The sequence below is a fragment of the Nonomuraea sp. GTA35 genome (assembly GCF_041950525.1).
In the GTDB taxonomy this organism is placed as follows: Bacteria; Actinomycetota; Actinomycetes; order Streptosporangiales; family Streptosporangiaceae; genus Nonomuraea.
In genome coordinates this window covers 167672-188879 of record NZ_JBGNUV010000008.1, presented here as the reverse complement: position 1 = coordinate 188879, position 21208 = coordinate 167672, and the positions used below count along the sequence as shown (strand labels likewise).

28 protein-coding genes and 1 pseudogene are annotated in these 21208 nt (G+C 70.2%); 15 read left to right on the top strand and 14 right to left on the bottom strand.

Annotated features, from left to right (window positions below; translation table 11 throughout):
- Window positions 1–8: 8 nt before the first annotated feature.
- On the bottom strand, window positions 9–1265 hold the full coding sequence (locus ACBJ32_RS32650; RefSeq protein WP_375130010.1) for an MFS transporter: 1257 nt from the start codon (window positions 1263–1265) through the stop codon (window positions 9–11).
- A 113-nt stretch (window positions 1266–1378) separates the two neighbouring features.
- On the bottom strand, window positions 1379–2413 hold the full coding sequence (locus ACBJ32_RS32645) for a LacI family DNA-binding transcriptional regulator (protein WP_375130009.1): 1035 nt from the start codon (window positions 2411–2413) through the stop codon (window positions 1379–1381).
- Window positions 2414–2604: 191 nt separating this feature from the next.
- Between ACBJ32_RS32645 and ACBJ32_RS32640 the strand changes: the two genes are divergently transcribed.
- Window positions 2605–3354 carry an SDR family NAD(P)-dependent oxidoreductase gene (locus ACBJ32_RS32640; protein WP_375130008.1) on the top strand — a complete coding sequence of 250 codons (750 nt, stop codon included), beginning with the start codon at window positions 2605–2607 and terminating at the stop codon, window positions 3352–3354.
- Between the two features lie 225 nt (window positions 3355–3579).
- Window positions 3580–4257 (top strand): family 43 glycosylhydrolase, encoded by a 678-nt coding sequence (locus ACBJ32_RS32635; protein ID WP_375130007.1) that lies wholly within the window; start codon window positions 3580–3582, stop codon window positions 4255–4257.
- On the opposite strand, the gene ACBJ32_RS32630 is transcribed toward ACBJ32_RS32635, so the two are convergent.
- A complete protein-coding gene (locus tag ACBJ32_RS32630) occupies window positions 4141–4800 on the bottom strand; it encodes a transposase (RefSeq protein WP_375130006.1) in 660 nt (219 codons plus the stop codon). The two genes, ACBJ32_RS32635 and ACBJ32_RS32630, sit on opposite strands and share 117 nt — an antisense overlap.
- Before the next feature lie 7 nt (window positions 4801–4807).
- On the opposite strand from ACBJ32_RS32630, the gene ACBJ32_RS32625 reads away from it, so the two are divergent.
- Window positions 4808–5134, top strand: a complete 327-nt coding sequence (locus ACBJ32_RS32625) for a hypothetical protein (RefSeq protein WP_375130005.1) — start codon at window positions 4808–4810, stop codon at window positions 5132–5134.
- 94 nt (window positions 5135–5228) lie between these two features.
- Window positions 5229–5363: a hypothetical protein gene (locus ACBJ32_RS32620; protein WP_375130004.1), complete on the top strand. Its 135-nt coding sequence runs from the start codon at window positions 5229–5231 to the stop codon at window positions 5361–5363.
- Between the two features lie 254 nt (window positions 5364–5617).
- Here ACBJ32_RS32620 and ACBJ32_RS32615 read toward each other — a convergent pair whose 3' ends face one another.
- The 3 genes from ACBJ32_RS32615 to ACBJ32_RS32605 all read right to left on the bottom strand — a co-directional run bounded on the left by ACBJ32_RS32615 (window position 5618) and on the right by ACBJ32_RS32605 (window position 7788).
- Window positions 5618–6664, bottom strand: a complete 1047-nt coding sequence (locus tag ACBJ32_RS32615; protein ID WP_375130003.1) for a CU044_5270 family protein — start codon at window positions 6662–6664, stop codon at window positions 5618–5620.
- Window positions 6661–7173 carry an RNA polymerase sigma factor gene (locus ACBJ32_RS32610; RefSeq protein WP_375130002.1) on the bottom strand — a complete coding sequence of 171 codons (513 nt, stop codon included), beginning with the start codon at window positions 7171–7173 and terminating at the stop codon, window positions 6661–6663. Before ACBJ32_RS32610 ends, ACBJ32_RS32615 begins: the two co-directional genes overlap by 4 nt.
- 246 nt (window positions 7174–7419) lie before the next feature.
- Window positions 7420–7788 (bottom strand): hypothetical protein, encoded by a 369-nt coding sequence (locus ACBJ32_RS32605; protein ID WP_375130001.1) that lies wholly within the window; start codon window positions 7786–7788, stop codon window positions 7420–7422.
- A 37-nt stretch (window positions 7789–7825) separates the two neighbouring features.
- Here ACBJ32_RS32605 and ACBJ32_RS32600 point away from each other — a divergent pair, with 37 nt between their 5' ends.
- Window positions 7826–7975 carry a hypothetical protein gene (locus tag ACBJ32_RS32600; RefSeq protein WP_375130000.1) on the top strand — a complete coding sequence of 50 codons (150 nt, stop codon included), beginning with the start codon at window positions 7826–7828 and terminating at the stop codon, window positions 7973–7975.
- 127 nt (window positions 7976–8102) lie between these two features.
- The gene (locus tag ACBJ32_RS32595; RefSeq protein WP_375129999.1) at window positions 8103–8456 is read left to right on the top strand and encodes a tyrosine-type recombinase/integrase; all 354 of its coding nucleotides are present in this window, start codon (window positions 8103–8105) and stop codon (window positions 8454–8456) included.
- Here the strand turns inward: ACBJ32_RS32595 and ACBJ32_RS32590 are convergent.
- Together ACBJ32_RS32590 and ACBJ32_RS32585 are read right to left on the bottom strand one after the other, a co-directional pair.
- A pseudogene (locus ACBJ32_RS32590) lies at window positions 8382–8664 on the bottom strand (transposase); the annotation flags it as partial. The gene ACBJ32_RS32595 and the pseudogene ACBJ32_RS32590 sit on opposite strands and share 75 nt — an antisense overlap.
- Window positions 8665–8921: 257 nt before the next feature.
- Complete coding sequence (locus ACBJ32_RS32585; protein WP_375129998.1) at window positions 8922–9377, bottom strand: DUF4383 domain-containing protein; 456 nt, start codon at window positions 9375–9377, stop codon at window positions 8922–8924.
- 363 nt (window positions 9378–9740) lie between these two features.
- Here ACBJ32_RS32585 and ACBJ32_RS32580 point away from each other — a divergent pair, with 363 nt between their 5' ends.
- The gene (locus ACBJ32_RS32580; protein ID WP_375129997.1) at window positions 9741–10007 is read left to right on the top strand and encodes a hypothetical protein; all 267 of its coding nucleotides are present in this window, start codon (window positions 9741–9743) and stop codon (window positions 10005–10007) included.
- 61 nt (window positions 10008–10068) lie between these two features.
- Window positions 10069–10236, top strand: coding sequence for a hypothetical protein (locus ACBJ32_RS32575; protein WP_375129996.1), 168 nt, complete (start codon window positions 10069–10071; stop codon window positions 10234–10236).
- Here ACBJ32_RS32575 and ACBJ32_RS32570 read toward each other — a convergent pair.
- Window positions 10218–10547, bottom strand: a complete 330-nt coding sequence (locus ACBJ32_RS32570) for an acyltransferase family protein (RefSeq protein ID WP_375129995.1) — start codon at window positions 10545–10547, stop codon at window positions 10218–10220. The genes ACBJ32_RS32575 and ACBJ32_RS32570 overlap by 19 nt on opposite strands.
- A 117-nt stretch (window positions 10548–10664) precedes the next feature.
- Window positions 10665–12455: an AMP-dependent synthetase/ligase gene (locus tag ACBJ32_RS32565; RefSeq protein WP_375129994.1), complete on the bottom strand. Its 1791-nt coding sequence runs from the start codon at window positions 12453–12455 to the stop codon at window positions 10665–10667.
- Window positions 12456–12600: 145 nt separating this feature from the next.
- Here ACBJ32_RS32565 and ACBJ32_RS32560 point away from each other — a divergent pair, with 145 nt between their 5' ends.
- On the top strand, window positions 12601–12867 hold the full coding sequence (locus ACBJ32_RS32560) for a hypothetical protein (RefSeq protein WP_375129993.1): 267 nt from the start codon (window positions 12601–12603) through the stop codon (window positions 12865–12867).
- A 55-nt stretch (window positions 12868–12922) separates the two neighbouring features.
- Entirely contained in the window at window positions 12923–13813 is an 891-nt protein-coding gene (locus ACBJ32_RS32555) for a hypothetical protein (RefSeq protein ID WP_375129992.1), read from the top strand.
- 90 nt (window positions 13814–13903) lie between these two features.
- On the opposite strand, the gene ACBJ32_RS32550 is transcribed toward ACBJ32_RS32555, so the two are convergent.
- From ACBJ32_RS32550 to ACBJ32_RS32540, 3 genes are read right to left on the bottom strand one after another with little or no spacing between them, the layout of a single operon-like run.
- Window positions 13904–14167, bottom strand: a complete 264-nt coding sequence (locus tag ACBJ32_RS32550; protein ID WP_375129991.1) for an integrase core domain-containing protein — start codon at window positions 14165–14167, stop codon at window positions 13904–13906.
- Window positions 14164–14970 carry a hypothetical protein gene (locus tag ACBJ32_RS32545; RefSeq protein WP_375129990.1) on the bottom strand — a complete coding sequence of 269 codons (807 nt, stop codon included), beginning with the start codon at window positions 14968–14970 and terminating at the stop codon, window positions 14164–14166. Before ACBJ32_RS32545 ends, ACBJ32_RS32550 begins: the two co-directional genes overlap by 4 nt.
- 38 nt (window positions 14971–15008) lie before the next feature.
- On the bottom strand, window positions 15009–15677 hold the full coding sequence (locus ACBJ32_RS32540; RefSeq protein WP_375129989.1) for a TetR family transcriptional regulator: 669 nt from the start codon (window positions 15675–15677) through the stop codon (window positions 15009–15011).
- 101 nt (window positions 15678–15778) lie between these two features.
- Here ACBJ32_RS32540 and ACBJ32_RS32535 point away from each other — a divergent pair, with 101 nt between their 5' ends.
- Genes ACBJ32_RS32535 through ACBJ32_RS32525 form a run of 3 tightly spaced genes read left to right on the top strand, consistent with a single transcriptional unit; the run spans window position 15779 to window position 19547 of the window.
- Window positions 15779–16306, top strand: a complete 528-nt coding sequence (locus ACBJ32_RS32535) for a 2Fe-2S iron-sulfur cluster-binding protein (RefSeq protein WP_375129988.1) — start codon at window positions 15779–15781, stop codon at window positions 16304–16306.
- Window positions 16303–17298 carry an FAD binding domain-containing protein gene (locus ACBJ32_RS32530; RefSeq protein WP_375129987.1) on the top strand — a complete coding sequence of 332 codons (996 nt, stop codon included), beginning with the start codon at window positions 16303–16305 and terminating at the stop codon, window positions 17296–17298. The genes ACBJ32_RS32535 and ACBJ32_RS32530 overlap by 4 nt, the downstream gene beginning before the upstream one ends.
- Complete coding sequence (locus tag ACBJ32_RS32525) at window positions 17295–19547, top strand: xanthine dehydrogenase family protein molybdopterin-binding subunit (RefSeq protein WP_375129986.1); 2253 nt, start codon at window positions 17295–17297, stop codon at window positions 19545–19547. Before ACBJ32_RS32530 ends, ACBJ32_RS32525 begins: the two co-directional genes overlap by 4 nt.
- A gap of 160 nt (window positions 19548–19707) precedes the next feature.
- Here the strand turns inward: ACBJ32_RS32525 and ACBJ32_RS32520 are convergent, their stop codons facing one another.
- Window positions 19708–20061 (bottom strand): DUF2809 domain-containing protein, encoded by a 354-nt coding sequence (locus ACBJ32_RS32520; protein ID WP_375129985.1) that lies wholly within the window; start codon window positions 20059–20061, stop codon window positions 19708–19710.
- A gap of 367 nt (window positions 20062–20428) precedes the next feature.
- Here ACBJ32_RS32520 and ACBJ32_RS32515 point away from each other — a divergent pair, with 367 nt between their 5' ends.
- Both ACBJ32_RS32515 and ACBJ32_RS32510 read left to right on the top strand, forming a co-directional pair.
- Window positions 20429–20662 (top strand): hypothetical protein, encoded by a 234-nt coding sequence (locus ACBJ32_RS32515; protein WP_357893828.1) that lies wholly within the window; start codon window positions 20429–20431, stop codon window positions 20660–20662.
- Window positions 20659–21141, top strand: coding sequence for a Clp protease N-terminal domain-containing protein (locus ACBJ32_RS32510; RefSeq protein WP_375129984.1), 483 nt, complete (start codon window positions 20659–20661; stop codon window positions 21139–21141). The genes ACBJ32_RS32515 and ACBJ32_RS32510 overlap by 4 nt, the downstream gene beginning before the upstream one ends.
- Window positions 21142–21208 lie beyond the last annotated feature (67 nt).

The window sequence follows — 21208 nt, the reverse complement described above, 5'->3', positions numbered from 1 at the left end:
GAGGCTCCTCAGCGGACGGACTGGATACGAAGGACGATCAGGCCGCCGAGCAGGGTGCTGGCGGCGGCGATCAGGTAGAGCAGCGTGTAGTTCTTCTCCCCGCCGCCGGCGCCAACGGCCAGGAACAGCGGCGCGATGAACGGCGCGGCCGACTGCGGCACCGAGGTGGCGAAGCCGAACACGCCCAGGTAGCGGCCCGCGTTCGTCTCCCGCTCAGGCAGGACGTCCAGGGCGAGTGCCTGGTCCACGGCGGAGAACATCCCCAGCCCTGCCGAGCAGATCAGCGACCCGGCGAACAGCAACGGCACGCTGGAGGAGAGCGCCATGGTCACCGAGCCGAGCGCGTAGATCGTTCCGGCGGCAAGCACGAAGACCCGGCGGCGGCGCAGATTGTCCGACAGGAAGCCACCGCCCATGGCCCCCGCAGCGGTCGCCAGGACGCCGATGCCGGAGACCACCGCGAGCGTGGCGGCCACATCCTTGACCTCCACTCCCAGACGGGAGGCGAAGAAGAAGGCGGTGAAGGTCGTGTTGAGCGTCAGGCCGAAGTAGAAGGCGAAGCGCCCCGCCCAGTTGAGCGAGAAGTCGCGATATCTCCGCACCGGCCACGTGTACAGCACCAGCAGCGACCTCGCCGTCAGCGGCTCGGCGGGCGGCATGTCACGGCTGTCGGCCTCGTCGACCAGCCAGGCGAACGCCACGATGGCCACTACGCCGATGGCACCGGGCACGAGGAAGAGCAGCACGGCGTCGTCGGCCAGGCCGCCTGACAGGATGACGCCGATGACCGGAGCGATCAGTGTCGCGAATCCGCCGAGCCCGGCCACTTTGCCGCGTTGCTCTTCCGGGAGCCGGTCGGCCTGCGAGATGATCAGGTTGCCGAAGGCCTGGCCCCACCCGAACTGGGCCAGCACCCAGCCGGAACCCAAGACGAGCACGTTCGGGGCCAGCGCCATCACGACGAGGGAGACGACGCCGAGCAGCATGCCGCCGAGGATGAACGGGCGCCGGCGGCCGAAGCGGGTTCGGGTCCGGTCGCTCAAGGTGCCGAGGACAGGCCCGGCCACCAACGGCACCAGGCCACCGATCCCGGTGATGTAGCCGAGGTACTCCTCGTGGCCGGGCGCGAGCTCGCTGAGCCGGACGGACAGGGAGATGGCCACCGGCGTGATGAACGCCATGAAGACCCCGAACTGGGCCAGGACCATCAAGGCGATGTAGCGGGACCCGACCCTGGGCAGTACGGGGGTGGTCGGTGTGCTCATGAAGACCCCACAGGTCGAAGAGGGGTGGAAGGCGTGTCCCGGATGCTAGCCATCGACTACTTACACGTGCAAGTGATCGGAAGGTCACATTTCATGCAGGTGAAGCAAACGGTCTACGCGGACTCGCGCTCCACGACATGCAGGGCGGCGCCGGGGAAGGTTTCCAGGTCAGGCTGCTCGCCCTGGAGAGCGTCCAGGAGAGCGCGGGCGATGTGCGCGCCGAGCTCGCCGCTGTCCTGGGCCACCGTGGTGAGCGGCGGTACGGCGAAGCGCGCCGCCGGAATGTCGTCGGCGCCGATCACGGCCAAGCTCTCTCCCCGCGCCCGCAGACCGGCCTGCAGCGCCAGCGCGACCTCGTCGTTGTAAGCGCAGATTCCGGTCACGCCGGCGCCTCGCCACGTGCCGATCACTTCCGCCGCCGCCTCGGCGTCCAGCGGAACCGTCGAGAGCACGGGCCGCGGCAGCCCCGCCTCCGCGCACACCAGCGCCACACCTTCGGCCCGCGCCCGCCCCAGCGCCGTCAGGCGCGGCTCGTCCGGCAAGGCGCAGGCGAGCCTCGTATGGCCCTTCCCGATCAGATATTGGGCCTGCAACCCGCCCACACCCAACACCCACAGCGAGCCGCCGACGTCCTCGCCAGGCTGGTCGGTGTACGGCAGGACGGCGGAGATGCCGGCGCGCCGCATGCTCTCCAACTCCACGGCGCTGAAGGGACGCATGCCGAACACGGCGGCAGGAGTGAGGGACGTCCAGAGTCTGGCCAGCCCGTCATCGCCGGCGGCGTGCACGTGGGTGACGAGGGTCAGCCCGGCCTCGGCCAGGACGTGCGCGGCCCGGTCGACCAGGTCGGCCATGGTCGGCCCCTGGGGCCAGTCGGGCAGCACGAAAAGCACCACGTCGCTGCGGCCGCTGCGCAGCGTGCGAGCCGGGGCGTAGGGCGTGTAACCGAGGCGTTCGGCCGCCTGCAGCACGCGCTGGCGGGTCGACTCGGGGATGGACTGACCGGGCGTGTTGTTCAGCACGTAGCTGACCGTCGCCCGGGACATGCCTGCCTCCCTGGCCACGTCCACGCTGGTCACCCTGCGCTTGGCCGCTCCGCGTGCCGCGCTCTCCGCCACGGCCCGCCGCTTGGCCTTCTCCTCCGCCACGTGCTCCCTCGTCGCGTTTGCCCAACTGCTTCAACGATGTTAGCGTCTGGCCGTCGTGGAGTTACACGTGTAAGTGACGATGTCGTGAATGCCGGGTCGCCGTGCGATGAGTCCTCTGTGACCTGGTGGGCGGGCTGTCACGCGCGGACGGTGGCGCCGCGAGCCCAGCACTGGTTTTGGAGGACATGCACATGGAACGGCTCGCCGGCCGACGGATCCTGATCACTGGAGCGGCATCGGGCATCGCCCGCGCGACCACGCTGCGACTGCTCGAAGAGGGCGCGCACGTCGTGGCCGCCGACATCGCCGAAGACGGCCTGCAGGAGCTGGCGGGAGCCGAGCGGCTCACGCTCGCCACGGTCGACATCTCCGCGGAGAACTCGGTGAACGCCCTGGTCAGTACGGCTGTCGCCGAGCTGGGCGGGCTGGACGCGGTAGTCAACGCGGCGGCGATCCTGCGCGGCGCGCACACCCACGAGTGCTCCCTGGAGCTGTGGAACCACGTCATCGGCACCAACCTGACGGGGACCTTCCTGATGACCCGCGCCGCCCTGCCGTACCTGCTCGAAAGCGGTCACGGCGTGGTGGTGAACTTCAGCTCGACCGCCGCGTTCTTCGCCCACCCGTTCATGGCCGCGTACTCGGCCAGCAAGGGCGGCATCTTCTCCTTCACGCACTCCATCGCCCAGGAGTACGGCAAGCAGGGCCTGCGGGCGGTCAACGTGGTCCCGGGCGGGATCAGCAGCGGGATCACCAACAATATCGGCCACCTCGTGCCCGAGGACACCGACTGGGACCTGTTCCTCAAGCTCACGCCCGCCCTGCCCGGTGGCATCCCGGGGCCGGAGAAGGTCGCGGGCGTCGTCGCCATGCTGATCTCCGATGACGGCGCGTTCATCACGGGTTCCGAGATCCGCATTGACGGCGGCGCCCACCAGTAAGGCCCTCCACTCGGGCGGCGCGATGAGCCCGAAGTAACTCTATGGTGCGAATCGGTGCGGTGCTGCTCGCGGGGCGCTGCGCGGCCGTGCCACCACCGCAACCACCCACGAACGCGCCCACGACGTTGCCCCGCACCGGAATGTCGACGCCTGACGCCGGCGTCCAGACGCATTCTCCGCGCCGTCGCGGCGCGAGGCGTCATCGCTGATCTTGAGGAATCCCCTATGTCCGCAGCTCGCCCGACGTTCCGCAACCCCGTCGTGCGGGGCATCGCGCCCGACCCGTCCGTGTGCCGGGTCGGCGACGACTACTACCTCGCCAATTCGACCGTGGACTTCTGGCCGGGCATCGCGATCCGCCACTCCACCGACCTGGTGCACTGGGACCTGATCGGCTACGCGGCCACCCGGCCCGAGCAGTTCCGCCGCGACGGCGCCGGCGGCCCGTTCACGCTCTTCGCCCCGACCTTGCGCCACCACGACGGCACGTTCTTCCTGGCCTGCACCAACAATGGAGACACGGTCACCCGATGGGTTGGACTCTGCGATCTCGAGCAGCTCTGGGGCTTTGACACCTGCGCCTGGGACATCAGCGAGCCAGTGGCCTGGCTCCACAAGAGGAGCCCGGCGTCACCGGCCGCGCTCCTTCCCGTCGGGCACCCGGTGCGCCATGACGGCGAGATTCTCCAGTACGGAGTCAATGGCGTCCATATGGCGTCCAGATGGCGGACGGACCTCTATGAGCGCTGCGGCCCTGGTCTGCCGCTCATACGTAATGTTCCTCCTTCAAGCGGCACGCGCCCCGGACGTCGGTTTTCGAGTCCATGCCGGTGGCCTTTTCCTGGTCAGCCGCCGGGTCAGGAGCGCGATCGCGGCTACGGTCAGGTGTGCCTCACTGTGTGAAGGCTTGCGCTCGTAGTCCATCGCATTGCGACGCGCGTTCATCAACCAAAAAATGGATCTTTCGACGATCCACCTTCGCGCAAGTACCTTGAACCCGGTCTGACCTGGCCGTTTGGTCACGATCTTCAACGTCAGGCGCAAGAAGCGGCGGGCCCACACCACCAGCGTCCCGGCGTAGGCACTGACGGACCGGACCAGGGTGAGCTGCGGATGCAGCATCCGCAGCCGGGCCAGAAGTTCCCGGGCGGCGTCGCGGTCGGGCTGCCCGGACGGGGTGACCATGATGCCCATGAGCAGGCCGAGCGTGTCCACGACCAGATGACGTTTCCTGCCCCCTACCCGCTTGCCGGCGTCGTACGAGTGTGAGCGGCCGGTGACGGTGGCCGCCGCACGCACGGTCTGGGAGTCGATGACGCCTGTGACCGGGTTCGGGCACCGGCCGGCGCGCAAGCGGACGGCGCGGCGGAGCTGATCACGAATCTGGTTGAACACCCCGGTCCTGGCCCAGCCTCCCGCGGTCTCGACCGTCCAGTAGATCAGCACGCCCCGTTTGGTCCGCCTGTACCGCGAGTTGACCGAGGAAGCGCGGTACGGCACACGCCGAAACGACGGGAACCCGGTCGTCGACGCGGATATCGACGCCGCCCTCGCCGCGGTCGTCGAAGCTCGTCAAACGGCTGAAGTGCAGGAACTGTGCGTGCTTCACGGCGCCCGCAAGCGCGGTCGCACCTGGGAACAGATCGCCGAACTGATGGGGGGCGAGTCTCACCCTTCCCTGGGGCGCCGTCACGCCCGATCAGGCACGGCGTCGGTATGCGGAACTGAAGAGGCGGCACCCCGACGACATCATCCTGCGCGCGAGCGCCGAGCACCGTGACACCCCAGCGGCACCATGAACGACGGCTTGGACCTTGGCAAGCGCCGTGAGGCGCTGCGCCGCCTTGTGCAGCGCCAGGGCACCACCGCCGAACGTGACCGCGATGGTTATCTTCGGCCTCATCACCGTCGGCATCGAAGCCGAACTCGCCGAACTGGACGATGGCTGGCGACCGCTGCGCCCCACGCTGGTGCACGAGTCAGGCACCACCTTCCTGGTCAACCTCTGATACCCGAACCCTGGAAGAACCATGATCGTGGCCGCCTGTCGGCGTGCGGGGCCGTATGAGCGGCTCACTCCTGAAAACCCGCCGCAGGCTCAGCCTCTGTTCTGGCCCCCGCGTCAAGCTCTACGGCCCGTTCCGGTTGGAATGGGCACCCGGCTCCACCTCATCACCGCTTACCCGCTCACTTCCCCTCACCGAGGGCGGATGTAGCCGGGCTGGCCGGCGGGCTCGCGCCGCGGCCGGCCGGCCCGGCGGCCTTACTCGGCGGAGGGCGGGGACGGCCGCGTATCGGTCCAGCCGGACTCCAGCACCCTGGTGACCCGGTCTTTCACCTGTGGCATGCCGCCGGTGACTTCGAAGGTCAGCACTTTGGAGGTGTCGGGGTCGATGATCAGTCTGCCCTGGGTGGGTTGGCCCTGCTGGATCGGGAAGGTCACGGAGACGCCCGGCCGCCCCTGCGGATCGGTGGTCCGGCCTTCGACCCGCACTGCGGGCAGCGTCGCCAGCGCCTGGTAGGCGGCGCTGCGCACCTGTGGGGAGGCGGGCAGCTCGTACAGGAGCGAAGCTAGGGTACGTGGCAGCCAGTCCTCCGCCGAACCGGCGAAATCCTGATCGCTACGGATCGCCTCAGCGGCCCGCTTCTTCAGCGCTTCGGGGTCGGCGGGCAGCGCCTCGATCTCCTTCAGGGTCAGGGGCAGGGCACTCCAGTAGAGCTTCTGCTCCCCCTTGAGCCGGGTGAGCGTGCCCTCGCCGGGCGAGGTGGAGTAGACGCCGCCGTCCTTCCCCATCTCCCATTCGGCCGGCGAGCCGTCCCGGCGCCATGCCTCCACATCCAGGGGGCGTGCGGCCAGCTGCCTGCGGCCGATCCAGCCTCGGCCATCCTTGGCCACCCACGTCTCGGAGAGGTATGAGGTTTCCAGATGGTAGGTGTTACCGTTCTGGCCGTACGGCCCCGCCGAGCCCACGTACAGCTCCTTGAGGTGCCAGTAGGCGCCTTCCGGGGCGGCTTGGGCCTTGGTAGCGGCGGCCAGCAGGATCGACGTGCCCGACAGGGCGGTGCCGCCGGATGTGACCGTGGGAGAGGGCGCTGCGGTGAGGGTGACCTGGCCGAGGAAGACCGCCGCCGCGGCCGCGGCCGCTGCGAGCCCGATGGCACCGGCCCGCCGCGGCAGACGCCGGGCCGTCCGGTGCGGGCGCGCCTGGGTCGCCATGATCGCCGCACGCAGTTCGCGCGCGCCGGGCCCCTGATCCGGCGCGTGTGGTGCCGGGTCGATGGCCCTTACCAGGTTGTCGATGTCGCTCATGCTTCCCCCATCGCGATTGTCAAGGACGACTGCCGCTCCAGCGCCGCCGCCATCCGTTTGCGAGCCCGATGCAGCCGGGTCCGGGCGGCAATAGCCGTACATCCCATAACTTTGGCGATCTGCTGGCTGGTCAGGCCCTCCCAGCAGGCCAGCGCCAAGACCTCGCGGTCACGTTCGGGTAACCCGTCGAAGGCGGCGCGAACATGGTCCAGATCGACCGGTCTGACCGGCCGGTCGGCTGCCAACTCCGCACGCAGCCGTTCGGTGAGAACAGCTCTGCGCAAATCGCCGCGCTGCTGGTTAGCCAGCACGCGGCGGGCCACCCCGTACAGCCACAGCAGCGCCTCCTCCCCCTCGGGCACATCCCCGATGCGCCGCCAGGCGGTGAGGAACGTCTCGGAGATGACGTCGGCCGTGTCGTCGGGCGAACCGGTACGGCGTGCGGCGTACTGGTGTATCGCCGGGTAGTACGCGTCATAGACCGCTTCGAAGCGATCTCGGTGTGTCACAGAGTCTCCTTGCCGAAAGGTGCCGGACACCTGGTAAATGTCCGGCACCTCCCGGAATGTGGCAGCTGGCTATGAGCAGTTTGCGCTACTCACCCTGTAGTCCGGACGCCATACCGTCGCCGGGGCTGGTGTAGCTGGGAGCGCATCGACCGAACACCGCCACTGCCGACGCAGGTGCCCGAGGACGGGAACGCCCTCAGGGTTGTGATCGGGGCCGGGGCTCGACCAGTTCTTAGATAATCTGCGTTATCTGGCAAGGTAGCGATCACCGACGTAGCGCGAGTTGGGCGAGCGTTCCTCACTGCGGAGGCTTCGTTTCCCTGTTATCTGGCAACCCGGCGGATCAGGGAGGGCGACACGATGGATCTGATCATCGTCGAGCAGCTCGGGCACTCCCACCCGCTCGCCCGGCACCTGGACGATTGCCTCACCGACCTGGCCAACGCCGGCGCCTCCGTCCACACCCGGCGCGCCTACCGCGGCGACCTGATCGCTTTCGCCGCCCCACCACGGCGAGGAGTCGGCGCACTGACCGCCGCGCCGATCCGGGCCTTCCTGGCCGAGCTCGCCGGCCAACCGCGAGCGCAAGCGCGCCGCCGTCGCCTCCTTCGGCAAGTGGGCGGTCCGCCACGACCTCCTGGCCGCCAACCCGATGGACCGCATCGACACGGTCAAGGTGCCCAAGAGCCTGCCCCGCCCCGCCGTGGCCGCCGACGTGGCTGAAGTGCTGGCGGTGATCTGCTCGCGGCGGCCGCGTAAGGACCTGCCGCTGGACCGGCTGCGGGATCGGGTGCTGTTCTAGACCGCCTACGTCTGCGGCGCCCGCGCCTCCGAAGTCTGCGGCCTGTACGTGGAGGACCTCGACTTGCGCCTGAACGACGAACACGTCCGCATCCACGGGCAAGGGCGGCAGCGTCCGCACTGTCCTGTTGGACGACCGCGGCTACGTCACCCTGCTCAAGCTCTACCTGACCCACGCCGGCTACACCGCCGGGCCGCTGTTCCGCGCCTCCATCAACGGCCGCAGCGGGCCGCGGTCCTACGACGCCGCCCACCACCGCTGGCAGACCTACTGCGCCGCCGCGAAAGTCAAGATCGACATCCACCAGCTGCGCCACGCCCACGCCACCGAGCTCATCAACGCCGGTGTCTCCATCGAGGCAGTTCGCCGCCGCCTCGGTCACGCCTCCATAGCACGCCGCCCGGATCCCCAGCTGCTCCATCACGTAATCACGCAGGTCCACACGGACTTCCCGTGGATCCCAGCGCACGTTGTTCAGTAACCGCTGCATCCGATGAGGCTGCGCATCACCCGCGGCCTCGGCCAACTGCCAGCAGTTCTTCCGTTCCACCGGCGCCAACAAACCGACCAGATGCGCCCGCGTGCCGACGCGGCTCCACCCGCCCGAACCGACTAGCAACCCGCGCGAACAACTCATCCAACCCCGCCGCCCACGACTGGAGATCCTCAGACGTCACCACATCCGGCACGGATGAGACTCTAGATCACAGAACATGACTGTAGTACTAGCGCCTCGTGCAGCGAGCGGAAGCCGATGGTGCGGCGCTGGACGGCGCCGATGGTGCGGCGCTGGACGGCGTCGACGCGCTGGTGGAGACGTGCCCGCCACTCGGCGAAATGATGATCTAGACGCTGGCATCGCGCAGGCGCGCATCTCCGGCTCCCCGCTCGACCGGCACGAACCAAAGGGTTACCTGGAGCGCGCCGGCACACGCGCCTCGCTCGGCTAGTGAATGTCCAGGCGGTGCTGGAGCCGCGCACGCGTCGCCATCGCCCCGAGCGCGATCATCACGACCCCCAGCACCAGGTGCAGCCAGTTGTCGGCCGTGTTGAACGGGACGAAGTTGGCCCCGCCGCCGTGCGGGACGAACAGCCCGTAGAGCCAGAGCACCAGGTAGATGATGCCGCCGATGAACAGGAACCCGCGTGCCCCTGCCCACGTCCTGGCCAGCAGGACGCCAGCGACCCCGAACACCAGGTGGACGATGTTGTGCAGGACCGACACCTGGAACAGGCCCAGCAGCATCGCGCCCGACTCGTGGCCAGCGAACTGCATCTGACCGTAATTGGTGGTGATGCCGGGGATGAACCCAAGAATGCCGATCAGCAGGAACACGGCGCCGACGATGAGCGCCGCCAGCTGAACGGGGGTCTTGGTGGCGGAGGAAAGAACGCCGCTCATGGCGCCTCCCTTGTTGTACTGGTGATAGTCATCAGCGCCTACCCCTCAAGGCGGCCCTCACACACTGTGACCTACAGCAGGTCAGGCAGGGATCTTCGTAGTTTTGGCGGCTTTTGACACGTTGGTTAACGGCACCCCCTCTCTAGGGCGACCACGCTGCACGTGTCGGCCTCGCGGCGTCCTGTGGGCGCCAGGGGCAGACCTCGCGCCTGCCCGCTTCCGAGCCGCTCGGCGCCCACGTCGCCGGTGGCAACGGGGACAAGGGGCACCGCCTCGCGTGACGCCGGCTCACTCCCCCGCCCGATCGCGACTGATCGCAGCCCGGTGGAGTGACGTGGGCACCCGCAGAGAAATGAGCCGATCATGACCGCAGACAAGGCGAGGAAGAGGGCGATCAGGGCGCGAACGGCCCGGACCGGCGAGGCGTACAACGCGGCCGCCCGCGCCCTCGACCACGAGCGCCAGGCCAACGCCGAGCCCGCCGTCCCCACGTCCCTTGCGGGCCCGGCCCGGGACGGCCGCCTGTGGGTCTCCTCCTGGGACGGCAACCCCCGAGCACGACGTCAACCCGGCGTGCGGCCACTACCTGCGCGCACCGTGCGGCGGGTGCGGGGTCTGCCCCATCTGTGACGGCTGCTACTGCGCCGAGCTGGCGCACGAGGCCGCCATCGACGCCGAGATTCATCGGGAGATGCGCGAGCACCTGGAGCACGACGAGCACCGGCCGGACTGCGAGCGCTGCGAGCACGAGCGCCAGGAGACCGCCGACTACACCGCGTGTCCGGAGTGCGGCCTGGCCTACCCGGACGGCATCGGCGACCACCACAAGCACAACCCGCCCTACTGCGGCGTCAGGTAGCCGGGGAACCACTGCCACATCCATCGGTGCGGGCCGGGCAGGGCGGAGGCGATCAGCTCGCCGGCGAGCCAGATCAGGGCCCAGACGGCGGTCGGCCAGAGCAGGCGGCGCAGCCGGCTTCGGACGAACCGGCCCGCGGTCGTCCCGCGTTCTTGAGCCCGCTGCCAGCCGACGAGGTCGGCGTACCCGCCGACCAGGAAGAACACCGGCATAATCTGCAGCACCCAGGTGGCCAGCCAGCCACCGGGCACGGCGTGGATCGGGTTGGGCATGGACAGGCTGCCGTCGGCGGTGCGGTGGGTGACCGACAACGTCCAGTGCCAGAGGGGTCACGACCACGATGCACAGCGCCCGGGCGGCGTCAACCACGCGGTCGCGGGACGCCGGCGTGGCCGCAACCAGCCTGTCGAGTGCCGATCGTCCATCGCTCAGCGGTACAGCTCCTCGATGTCGGCCGCGAAGTCCTTGTGAACCAGGGCGCGCTTGACCTTCAGGGTCGGGGTCAGATATCCGTTCTGCTCGGTCAGGTCGATCGCAAGGATGCGAAACCTGCGGATCGACTCGGCCCGGCTCACCGACGTGTTGGCCTCGTCCACGGCCGTCTGCAGCCTGGCCAGCAGATCCGGGTCGTCGCGCAGGTCGGCCGGGCCGGCCTGCTCGGGCCTGCCGGCGGCCCGCTTCCATGACGCCAGCGCCTTGGCGTCCAGGGTGATCAGCGCGGCGGTGTACGGCCGCCGGTCGCCGACTACGACCGCCTGGCTGATGAGCGGGTGGGTGCGCAGGCGGTCCTCCAGCGGCTCCGGGGCGAGGTTCTTGCCGCCGGCGGTGACGATGATCTCCTTCTTGCGGCCGGAGATCGTGAGGAAGCCGTCCTCGTCCAGGGCGCCGACGTCGCCGGTACGCAACCAGCCGTCATCGGTCAGACTCTCCCTGGTCTTCTGCTCGTTGCGCCAGTAACCCCGGAACACGATCGGGCCCTTGATCAGGATCTCGCCGTCGTCGGCGATCCGGATGTCGACCCCGGGCAGGGGCGGCCCCACCGTGCCGATCTTCTGCGCGTGGGGCAGGTTCACGGTCGCGGCGGCGCTGGTCTCGGTCAGCCCGTAGCCTTCCAGCACGGTGATGCCGATTCCGCGGAAGAAGTGACCCAGCCGGACGCCCAGCGGCGCTCCGCCGGAGATGGCGTAGCCGACCCGGCCGCCGAGCGCGGCCCGCAGCCGCCGGTACACCAGCCGGTCGCACAGGCGGTGTGCCAGGCGCAGGCGTCGGCCTGGCCGCCCGTCGTCCAGCGCCTGGCTGTAGGCCACGGCGGTTCGCTCGGCCCAGTCGAAGATCCTTCCCTTGCCCTGAGCATGGGCCCGCTGCTGAGCAGCGTTGTGGACCCGCTCGAAGACCCTGGGCACCGCCAGCAGGAACGACGGTTTCAGGGCGGCCAGGTCCTCGGTCAACCTGGCCCGGTCGGCGTTGTGCGCCAGGCACACGCCCCGCTCCACGCAGGCCAGCTGGATCACCCGCGCGAAGACGTGCGACAGCGGGAGGAACAGCAGGGTCGAGGCGTGCCGGCCGAAGATCTGCTCCAAGCTGTCGATCGCGGCGCGGGCCTCGTACAGCAGGTTGCCGTGGCTCAGCATGCAGCCCTTCGGGCGGCCGGTGGTGCCCGAGGTGTAGACGATCGTCGCCAGGTCATCGGCCGATACCATCCGGCAGCGCTCACGCAACTGGGCGTCGTCCACGTCCCGCCCGCCCTCGCGCAGACGGTCCAGCCCGCCGCCGTCGATCTGCCACACCCGCGGCGGCCCGGGCAGGCCCTCGGACGCGTCATCGACCAGGCGGCGATGCTCCTCGTGCTCGGCCACCACGGCGACCGGGCCGGCGTCCTGAAGCACCCAGCGGATCTGCTCGGCCGAGGAGGTCTCGTAGATCGGGACCGGCAGCGCCGCCACCGTCCACAGGGCATAGTCCACCACCGTCCACTCGTAGCTGGTGGCGGCCAGCAGCGCGACCCGATCACCGGGCTGGATCCCGCCGGCGAGGAAGCCGGCCGCCAGACTGCGAACGTCGGCCGCGAACTGCCGGGCCGTCACCGGACGCCAGCCTCCGGCCGACCGGCGCTGGAACAGGACGAGGTCGCTGTTGGCCCGTTCGTCGGCGAAGACCGCGTCGGCGAGCTGGGCATCGGGCGCGACGGTCATCGGGGCCGGGGCCGTATTGACACGCATCGTCGATCTCCCATGAGGAAAGGCCAACCAGGCAGACGGCGGCACCGGGCGTCGCGGGTATGGCGGCGATTAGCAGCCAATGGTGTTGTTTCCCCAGGTCAAAAGGCACAAACGGGGAAGGCGATACGAGGGCGCGGCCCGGTTCATGACGGCCAGCAGGATCCTCGCCGGTGGCCGGCCCGACCGCGCCTGGGGTAGGCGGCTCGCCACGCTCACCCGCCCCGCCGTCCTGGTCCTGGTTCTCCTGGACGACTTCGACATGCGCGAGCTCACCGCGCCCCAGGCCGACGACCTCTACGGGCTCATCACCATGACACAGGCGGAGCTACCGCCCGGACAAGAGTCCCTCGCCAACCGGGAAACAAGCGACAAGGAGACTGACAAAACGTCCAGGACCTGGGGAATTACCTGATCAGAGCCCCTGGGGAACAACGTAAGCGCCGATATCCAGGTGGATGGAGTCTCTCGTGCCAACCACCGAAACCGAGCGCCGCACCGCCACCGTGGACGTGGTGAACCGGCTCGCCCATCCCACCGACGCTGACGTCGCCGCGGTCGACGCGTGGTGGCGCGCCAACAACTACCTGACCGTCGGCCAGATCTACCTGATGGCCAACCCGCTGCTGCGCGAGCCGCTGGCCGGCGAGCACATCAAGCCGCGGCTCCTGGGACACTGGGGCACCAGCCCCGGCCTGGCGCTGGTGTACGCGCACGCGTCCCGGCTGATCCAGCACACCGGGCAGCAGATGATCTACCTGGCCGGTCCCGGGCACGGCGGCCCGACGCTGGTCGGGGCCGGCTACCTGGAGGGTACCTACACCGAGATCTACCCGCACGTCACCATGGACGATGAGGGGCTGCTGCGGCTGTTCCGCCAGTTCTCCGCACCCGGCGGGGTTCCCAGCCACGCGTCGGTGCCGACCCCGGGCTCGATCCACGAGGGCGGCGAGCTCGGCTACGTGCTGCTGCACGCGTTCGGCGCGGTGATGGACAACCCGGATCTCATCGCGCTGGCGGTGGTCGGCGACGGGGAGGCGGAGACCGGTCCGCTGGAGGGGTCGTGGAGCGGGATCTCCTTCATGAACCCGGTTCGCGACGGCGCGGTGCTGCCGGTCATCCACGTGAACGGCGCGAAGATCGCCGGGCCGACCCTGCTGGCCCGCAAGGACCGGGACGAGGTCCGGTCCCTGCTGAGCGGACATGGGTATGACGTGATCGAGGTCGAGGGTGACGACCTGCCCGGCATGCACCATCGGTTCGCCGACGCGCTGACGCGGGCGTGGGTGTCGATCCCAGCACCAGGAACAGCGCGGTGGTCGGCCGAAGCAGTCGGTCGGTACGCCGCCGCACCCAGCTGATGCCGTCGCTGTACCGCTTCAAAATTCATCGCATGGGGCTTGAGCTAGGCGTTCTCCGGAGCGGCTACGCGGCTCGATGGTACTCATTTATCAACCCGTCGAGCACCTTCCTGCGTTCGATCCGGCCTCCAACGGTACGACGGTCCGCTCGTCCTGATCGGGTGGCCACTGCGCGCGGGACTGGTGCGGCCGGTGGCCGTTGTAGTGATCGGCGTACTCGGCCAGCACCGAGCGCAGGTGCCGTTCGCCGTAGATCAGCATGCGGTCAGTGCACTCGGCCCGTACGGTGCGCACCCACCGCTCGGCATAGCAGTTGGCCCGCGGTGTGCGCGGCGGGGTCTTCAGCACCGTCACGCCCTCGCCGGCAAAGACAGCGGTGAATTTGGTATCCCGTTCGCGGATGAGGAAGCGGAAGGATCTGACCCGGTCACCGAGGTCCATGAGTAGGTTGCGGGCCTGCTGGGCCATCCAGGCGCTGGTCGGATGGCGGTCACACCGAGGGTGTGCACGCGCCGGGTGGCGATTTCCATCACGAACAGCACATACAGACGCTTCAGAGAAATCGTGTCGATGTGGAAGAAGTCGACGGCCAACAGCCCTTGTGCCTGGGTGCGCAGGAACGTTCGCCATGAGGTGTCGGCGTCTCGGGGAGCCGGGCCGCTGCGCCGGCCCCGCAGGATCCGCCGCACTGTCGCTTCGCTCACGCGGTAGCCGAGCCCGACCAGCTCGCCGTGCACCCGGCGATATCCCCAGGCCGCCTGTACGCGAATCCCAGCGCCCCGGCGTACGTGGCCGGTGAACACGGCGTCGGCGTTGCGGACGCCGCCGACCGAGGCCGCTTCGTAGATCAGCCGGGCGAAGCGCTTGCCGGTCACCGCGCGTACGCCGCGCAGCGCTGGGCTGTCGAGCAGGAACTTTTCGGCTTCGGCGAAGCGGGCGTCGTTCGCGGCGGGGCTGCCCTTGTCGTAGACGATGATCAGGATGGCCTGCGGATCTCGGGCGACCACCTCCTCCCAGCCGACCTTGGTGTAGGCCTTGTTCTGGTCTCCGAAGAGGTTGCGCCCGCCGGCCTTGACATCCGCCTCGACCCCGCCTGACCGGCCCCTCGCAGCGCGGGCGCCCGCCCGTGCCGCGGCGGGCAGGTGGCCACACCCCACCGAAGCGGTGGTGCGTCAGGCCTCCACCGCCATGAGCATCAGTCCGTGCCTTGGTGTGGGCGCAGCGTCGGCAGGCCTGCGAGGAACGCGGTGAGGGCGCGCTTCAGTGTCGGGAGGAACGGCGGGCGGCCGGCGGCGATCCACGGCTCCCGCGCGTAGAGCTCGGCCAGTACCGGAGGCGGGTGAGCCATCGGGTAGAGGAACGCAGCCAGCGCGGTGGCCGTCCCGAGCAGTTCCAGGCCTTCACCGTCGGTCAACCCGGTGACGCGCGCCACTTCGGCCCCGATCTCGGCGCCCGCGTCGAGGAGTGCCACCTTGAACGCGCGGGCCGCCTCGAGCGACACGTTGTGCTCCAGGCCGGCCGCGGCGTAGCCGAGGAGGTCGCACAGGAGCGGCCGTGCCTCCAGCGTCTCGGCGAGCGCGTCGACCACGTCGCCCGGACCGTCGGCGGCGCGCAGCCGCTCGGTCACCGCTTGTTTCCAGCCTTGCCATTCTTCGGCGGCGAGTTCGAGGTAGATCTCCTCGCGCGTGCCGAAATAGCGCACCACGTTGGACTTCGCCAGCCCCGCGGCCGCCGCCACGGCGCGCAGGCTGACCGTGCGCACGCCCGAGCGCAGGGCGAGCTCGCGCGCGGCGGCGAGGATCGCCTCGCGTCGCTGTTGCTTGTGCTCCGGCCGCCTGGCCCGCAGAAACTCCGGCTCTGTCATGTTCCCGGACAGCATAACGGCACTCGTAACAGACCGCTGTCCGCTTGTTAAGCGGACAGTGGTCTGTTAGCGTCGCCGGGTACCCCATCGACGGAGGAACCATGCCCGCTGTACGGCTGCAGGTGAACGGGACCACCCAAGAGCTCGACCTGGAACCGCAGGTCAGCCTGCTGGATGCGCTGCGTGAGCGCCTCGGGCTGACCGGCGCGAAGAAGGGCTGCGACCAGGGCGCGTGCGGAGCCTGCACCGTCCTGGCCGACGGCGTGCGCGTCAATGCCTGCCTGGCACTCGCCGTCCAGTACGAGGGCCGCGAGATCACCACGATCGAGGGAGTCGCGAGCCCGCTCCAGGCGGCGTTCGTCGCCCACGACGGGTTCCAGTGCGGCTACTGCACCTCCGGCCAGATCTGCTCGGCGATCGGCATGCTGGCCGAGCACGCGGACGGCGAGCCGAGCGCGGTCAGCGAGCACCTCACCGCCGACGGCGTGGAGCTGACCGGCGCCGAGATCAGGGAGCGGATGAGCGGCAACCTGTGCCGCTGCGGCGCCTACAACGGCATCGTCGCCGCGATCCAGGAGGTCGCCGGGGCGGACGCCGCGGCCCGGGTTCCGGCGGAGGCGGCGCGATGAGGTCGTTCGCGTACGTGCGCCCGCCCGACGTGGCCACCGCCGTCCAGGCTGTCGCGACAGAGCCGGACGCGAAGTTCCTCGGCGGCGGCACCAACCTGGTCGACCTGATGCGCGAGGGAATCGAGCGGCCCGCAACCGTCGTCGACGTCACCGGGCTGCCGCTGGAGGAGATCGAGGAACTGCCCGGTGGGGGCGTGCGCATCGGCGCGGGGGTCCGCAACAGCCGCCTCGCCTCGCACCGGCTGGTCCGCAGCCGGTACCCGATGCTGGCCCAGGCGATTCTGTCGGGCGCGTCGGCGCAGCTCAGGAACATGGCGACGGTTGGGGGCAACCTGCTGCAGCGCACTCGTTGCCCGTACTTCTACGACGGCGCGGCCACCTGCAACAAGCGCGAGCCGGGGGCCGGCTGCGCCGCACGCGAGGGGTTCCACCGGGGCGGCGCGATCCTCGGCGCGAGCCCGGCCTGCGTGGCCACTCATCCGTCCGACATGTGCGTCGCGCTCGCCGCGCTGGACGCCGTGGTCGAGGTGGAGAGTGTGCGCGGCGTCCGCCGTATCGCGCTGGCCGGCCTTCACCGGCTGCCCGGCGACACCCCGCACCTCGAGACCGAGCTGGCCGCCGACGAGCTGATCACCGCCGTTGAGCTGCCCGCATTGCCGGTCGCCGCGAACTCGCGCTACCGCAAGGTGCGTGACCGCGCCTCGTACGCGTTCGCGCTGGTCTCGGTCGCCGCCGCGCTGGAGGTCCGGCACGGGGCGGTCACCGGCGTGCGGCTCGCGCTGGGCGGGGTCGCCGCCAAGCCGTGGCGGGCCTCGAAGGCCGAGCAGGCCCTGCTCGGCGCGCCCGCCACGGAGGAGTCCTTCCGGCACGCCGCCGAGATCGAGCTCGCGCCCGCCGAAGGGCTTCCGGGAAACGCATTCAAGATCGAGCTCGCCCGGCGAACGATCGTCGCGACGCTGCGCCAGGTGCTCACGGAAGGAGGCGCGGCATGACGGGACCGCGCGACGTCGCGAACCAGAACCAGCTCATGACCCAGATCCAGAGCCCGCCGAGGCCACAGACCGCGGCGGGGCCGGTGGTGGGCAAGCCTGTCGACAGGGTGGACGGCCGGGCCAAGACGAGCGGGCAGGCGCGGTTCGCGGCCGAGTACCCCTACCCCGGTCTCGCGTACGCCGCGCTGGTGCACGCGACGATCGCGCGCGGCCGCGTCACCGGATTCGACGTGGCCGAGGCCGCCGCCGTGCCGGGCGTGCTGGCCGTCCTCACGCACGAGAACGCGCCCCGGATGAAGCCGCCGCCCCGGGCGACCCTGGCGAACATGGGCATGATCCTCATCGGGACCACGGTCAACTACCTCAACACTGACGAGGTGCACTGGAACGGCCAGCCCGTCGCGGTCGTCGTCGCCGAAACCCTGGAGGCCGCGCGCGAGGCCGCGGGACTGGTCAGGGTCGCCTACCGGCAGTTCCCGGCCACTGTCGACTTCGCCGCCGAGGAGGAGCACGCCGTCCCGCTGAAGGGCAACCCGCTCATGCCAGGAAGCGCGAGGAAGGGCGACGCCGAGACGGCGCTCAAGGCCGCCCCGGTGTCGGTGGACCTGCGCTTCACCACCCCTCCGCTCAACCACAACGCGATCGAGCCGCACGCCACCACCGCCGTGTGGGACGGCGACCTGCTGACCGTGCACGAGGGGACACAGGGCACCACCTCGCTCCGTGCCCATCTCGCGGCCAGGTTCGGCGTGCCCGAGGCGTCCGTGCGGGTGATCTCGCCGTTCGTCGGCGGCGCGTTCGGCGGCAAGGGCCCGGTGTGGGCGGGCACGCTGCTCACCGTGCTGGCGGCCCGCGCGACCGGGCGGCCGGTGCGGATGATGCTCACCCGCGAGGGCGTCTACCGCACGGTAGGCGGACGCTCGGCGTCCATCCAGCGGGTGGCGCTCGGCGCGACGGCGGACGGTGGGCTGACCGCGATCATCCACACCGGCGTGACCAGCACCGGGCGGGTCGGCGGTCTGCCCGAAGCGGTCACCTCGCCGTCCGGGCACCTGTACGCCGCGCCGAACATCCTCCTCCGGCACAGCCTCGTCGAGCTCGACCAGCTTCCCAACACCTTCATGCGTGCCCCAGGCGAGGCACCCGGCACGTTCGCGCTGGAGGCGGCGGTGGACGAACTCGCCTACGAGCTGGGCATGGACCCGATCGCGCTGCGGATGCGCAACGAGCCGGAGACCAACCCGATCGACGGCAAGCGCTTCTCCCACCGGCTGCTGCGCGAGGCGTACGCGTACGGCGCGCAGCGGTTCGGCTGGGCGGACCGCACGCCGGAGCCGGGCTCGATGCGGGACGGCCGGTGGCTGGTCGGCATGGGCGTGGCCACCGCGCATCACGGGACGATGCGGTTCACCGCCAACGTCACGGTGCGGCTGTCGGCGGACGGGAGCGTGCTGGTGCGGTGCGGCCTGCAGGAGGTGGGCGTGGGCGCGGCGACCGTCCAGGCGCAGATCGCGGCCGACGCGCTCGGCGTGCCGTTCGAGGCGGTGCGGGTGGAGCACGGCGACTCCACGCTGCCCGCCGGGTCCGGTGCGGGTGCCTCCGCGCAGACCGTGAGCGTCGCCGCGAGCCTGCTGACCGCCTGCGACAAGCTCAAGCGCAAGGTGCGCGCGCTGGGCGAGGGCGGGTCGTACGCGGAGATCCTCGCCAGGGCCGGAAAGGACCACGTCGAGGCGGCGGTCGGCTCCGGGACGCGGCTCGGCGCGCTGGCCGGGCAGGCGAGGTTCATCGCCCGCTTCGTCCGCGACCAGCGGCGCTGGGTGAAGGCGGGCTGCGGCGCCCAGTTCTGCGAGGTACGGGTGGACGCCGACACCGGCGAGGTGCGGGTGTCGCGCTGGCTCGGCGTGTTCGACGTCGGCAGGGTGATCAACGCCAAGACGGCCACGAGCCAGCTCCGGGGCGGCATCGTGATGGGCATCGGCATGGCACTCTCGGAGGAGACTCTGGTGGATCCGCGCACCGGGCGGATCATGAATCCGAGCCTGGCCGAGTACCACGTCCCCGTGCACGCCGACATCCCGCCGATCGACGTCCACTACCTGGACGAGCCCGATCCGACCATGCCGCTCGGGCTGCTGGGGCTGGGCGAGATCGGTGTCACGGGGGTGGCCGCCGCGATCGCCAACGCCGTCCACCACGCCACCGGCAAACGCGTCCACGACCTGCCGATCACCCTGGACAAGCTTCTTTGACCGCACCATGTCCTCCACGGGGTCCTCCACAGGGTCCTCCACAGGACGGAGCCGGCGGCTGAAGGCGCCGGCATCGGCCCGCGCAGGACGAACCCGATGCCCCCTCGCCGCTGCGGGGGCATCCGTGCCGTCGGCGTGCCGGTGGGGTGGAGTCCGAGAGTCAGCCGGTCTGATCACCGGATCGGACCGATCGGCGTTCCCAGGCCAGGGCCGCGACCACACCGATGGCATAGGCGACCAGGTCCCACGGGTCGGGGAACGCGCCGACCAGGACACCGCCGATGCCCGGCGGGGTCATGCCGACTATTTGGTAGAACTCGACGGCGGCGGCGATCGCGGCCGTGGCCAGGGCGCGGCGTGCGGCGGTGGTGCGCCACAACAGGCCCAAGAACGCGTAGACCAGCATGGTGGCGCCGACGTCGCTCACGTAACCGCGGACGAACGGCTGTCCCGGGCCCCGGTAGAGGAGGGTGAACGCGCCGACGGCGAGGGCGACGCCACCCAGAAGGACCATGGCACGGCGCATGAGATTGACATCTTCTCCGAATCTCAACGATGAGGACGAACCTGATCATAGGAGTCGTCCCTCATGGCGGCATGCTGATTGCGTCAGGTCAGCGACCGCGGTGCAGTGCCATGGCGACGGCAGCCGGTGCGCCAGTACCTGACCCGACGCTTCATCAAGGGCTGAACCCCGAGCCGGCCCGATGGGCGATCAGTTCGCCGGTGCTGCGGCTGATCGAGACCCATCAGCACGCCACCTTCCTCTCCAGGCCGCCGGCCGCTGCCGTGATCGCCCACGACGGCGCGCCCACCGGGGCGCCGGGCACCTAAGCAACCGCAGTTGACTATCGCCGGTTTAGTCAACTACGGTTGCTTACATGCCGGCAGAAGACGTACCCGTACCCCAGGACCCCGCCGACGCGCTCGCGGCGGTCGCGGCGCTGCGGCGCCTGGCCGACCAGCTCGAGGACGCCGCGGTGGAGCAGGCCATGCGCGCCGGGTGGAGCTGGCCGGAGGTCGCCGAGGCGCTCGGCGTCACCCGCCAGGCGGTCCACAAGAAGCACGGCAAGCGGCTCATCGCCGCCGGCGTGACGCTGAGGAGACGACAGTGAGCACGATCGACCACTACATCAACGACATCATCGGGCGGGGGGCGGCCGAGGCGCGAGAGGAAGGCTCCGCCGCCACCGAGGCCCACCACCTCCTGCTGGCCATCGCCGCCGTCGAGGGCACCGCCGCGCACCGCGTGCTGACCGCGGCGGGGCTCGGGCGGCAGGCGATCAGGGATGCGCTGGACCGGGAGTTCGAGCACAGTCTCGACGCGGTGGGGGTGTCCCTGGCCTCCTACGACCTCCCGAAGCCCTTCCGCGACCCCAAGGATCATCCGAAGCCCGGCGCCTCCGCCCGGCTCGCGCTCGAACGCGGCTTCGCCGTCGCCAAGGGCAAGAAGGACCTGCGTCCCGCCCATCTGCTGCTCGGCGTCCTGAGCGCCGACATCGGCACCGTTCCCCGCGCGCTCGCCCTGGCCGGCGTCGACCGGGCCGGCCTGATGGATCGCGTCCAGGAGACGCTCACGCGCGAAAGCTGGTAACCAGCACCCAGCCCCCACGCTCCGGCCCCGTTCGGGCCGCGATGCGCCATGCCCTCGCGCCGGGCTT

Coding starts and splice junctions, on each gene's coding strand:
- ACBJ32_RS32585 (WP_375129998.1), bottom strand. CDS start 9,377: ATGAGCGGCGTTCTTTCCTCCGCCACCAAGACCCCCGTTCAGCTGGCG.
- ACBJ32_RS32575 (WP_375129996.1), top strand. CDS start 10,069: ATGCGCGAGCACCTGGAGCACGACGAGCACCGGCCGGACTGCGAGCGC.
- ACBJ32_RS32540 (WP_375129989.1), bottom strand. CDS start 15,677: ATGACAGAGCCGGAGTTTCTGCGGGCCAGGCGGCCGGAGCACAAGCAA.
- ACBJ32_RS32565 (WP_375129994.1), bottom strand. CDS start 12,455: ATGCGTGTCAATACGGCCCCGGCCCCGATGACCGTCGCGCCCGATGCC.
- ACBJ32_RS32530 (WP_375129987.1), top strand. CDS start 16,303: ATGAGGTCGTTCGCGTACGTGCGCCCGCCCGACGTGGCCACCGCCGTC.
- ACBJ32_RS32640 (WP_375130008.1), top strand. CDS start 2,605: ATGGAACGGCTCGCCGGCCGACGGATCCTGATCACTGGAGCGGCATCG.
- ACBJ32_RS32635 (WP_375130007.1), top strand. CDS start 3,580: ATGTCCGCAGCTCGCCCGACGTTCCGCAACCCCGTCGTGCGGGGCATC.
- ACBJ32_RS32615 (WP_375130003.1), bottom strand. CDS start 6,664: ATGAGCGACATCGACAACCTGGTAAGGGCCATCGACCCGGCACCACAC.
- ACBJ32_RS32560 (WP_375129993.1), top strand. CDS start 12,601: ATGACGGCCAGCAGGATCCTCGCCGGTGGCCGGCCCGACCGCGCCTGG.
- ACBJ32_RS32535 (WP_375129988.1), top strand. CDS start 15,779: ATGCCCGCTGTACGGCTGCAGGTGAACGGGACCACCCAAGAGCTCGAC.
- ACBJ32_RS32580 (WP_375129997.1), top strand. CDS start 9,741: ATGACCGCAGACAAGGCGAGGAAGAGGGCGATCAGGGCGCGAACGGCC.
- ACBJ32_RS32515 (WP_357893828.1), top strand. CDS start 20,429: ATGCCGGCAGAAGACGTACCCGTACCCCAGGACCCCGCCGACGCGCTC.
- ACBJ32_RS32525 (WP_375129986.1), top strand. CDS start 17,295: ATGACGGGACCGCGCGACGTCGCGAACCAGAACCAGCTCATGACCCAG.
- ACBJ32_RS32600 (WP_375130000.1), top strand. CDS start 7,826: ATGGACCGCATCGACACGGTCAAGGTGCCCAAGAGCCTGCCCCGCCCC.
- ACBJ32_RS32650 (WP_375130010.1), bottom strand. CDS start 1,265: ATGAGCACACCGACCACCCCCGTACTGCCCAGGGTCGGGTCCCGCTAC.
- ACBJ32_RS32520 (WP_375129985.1), bottom strand. CDS start 20,061: ATGGTCCTTCTGGGTGGCGTCGCCCTCGCCGTCGGCGCGTTCACCCTC.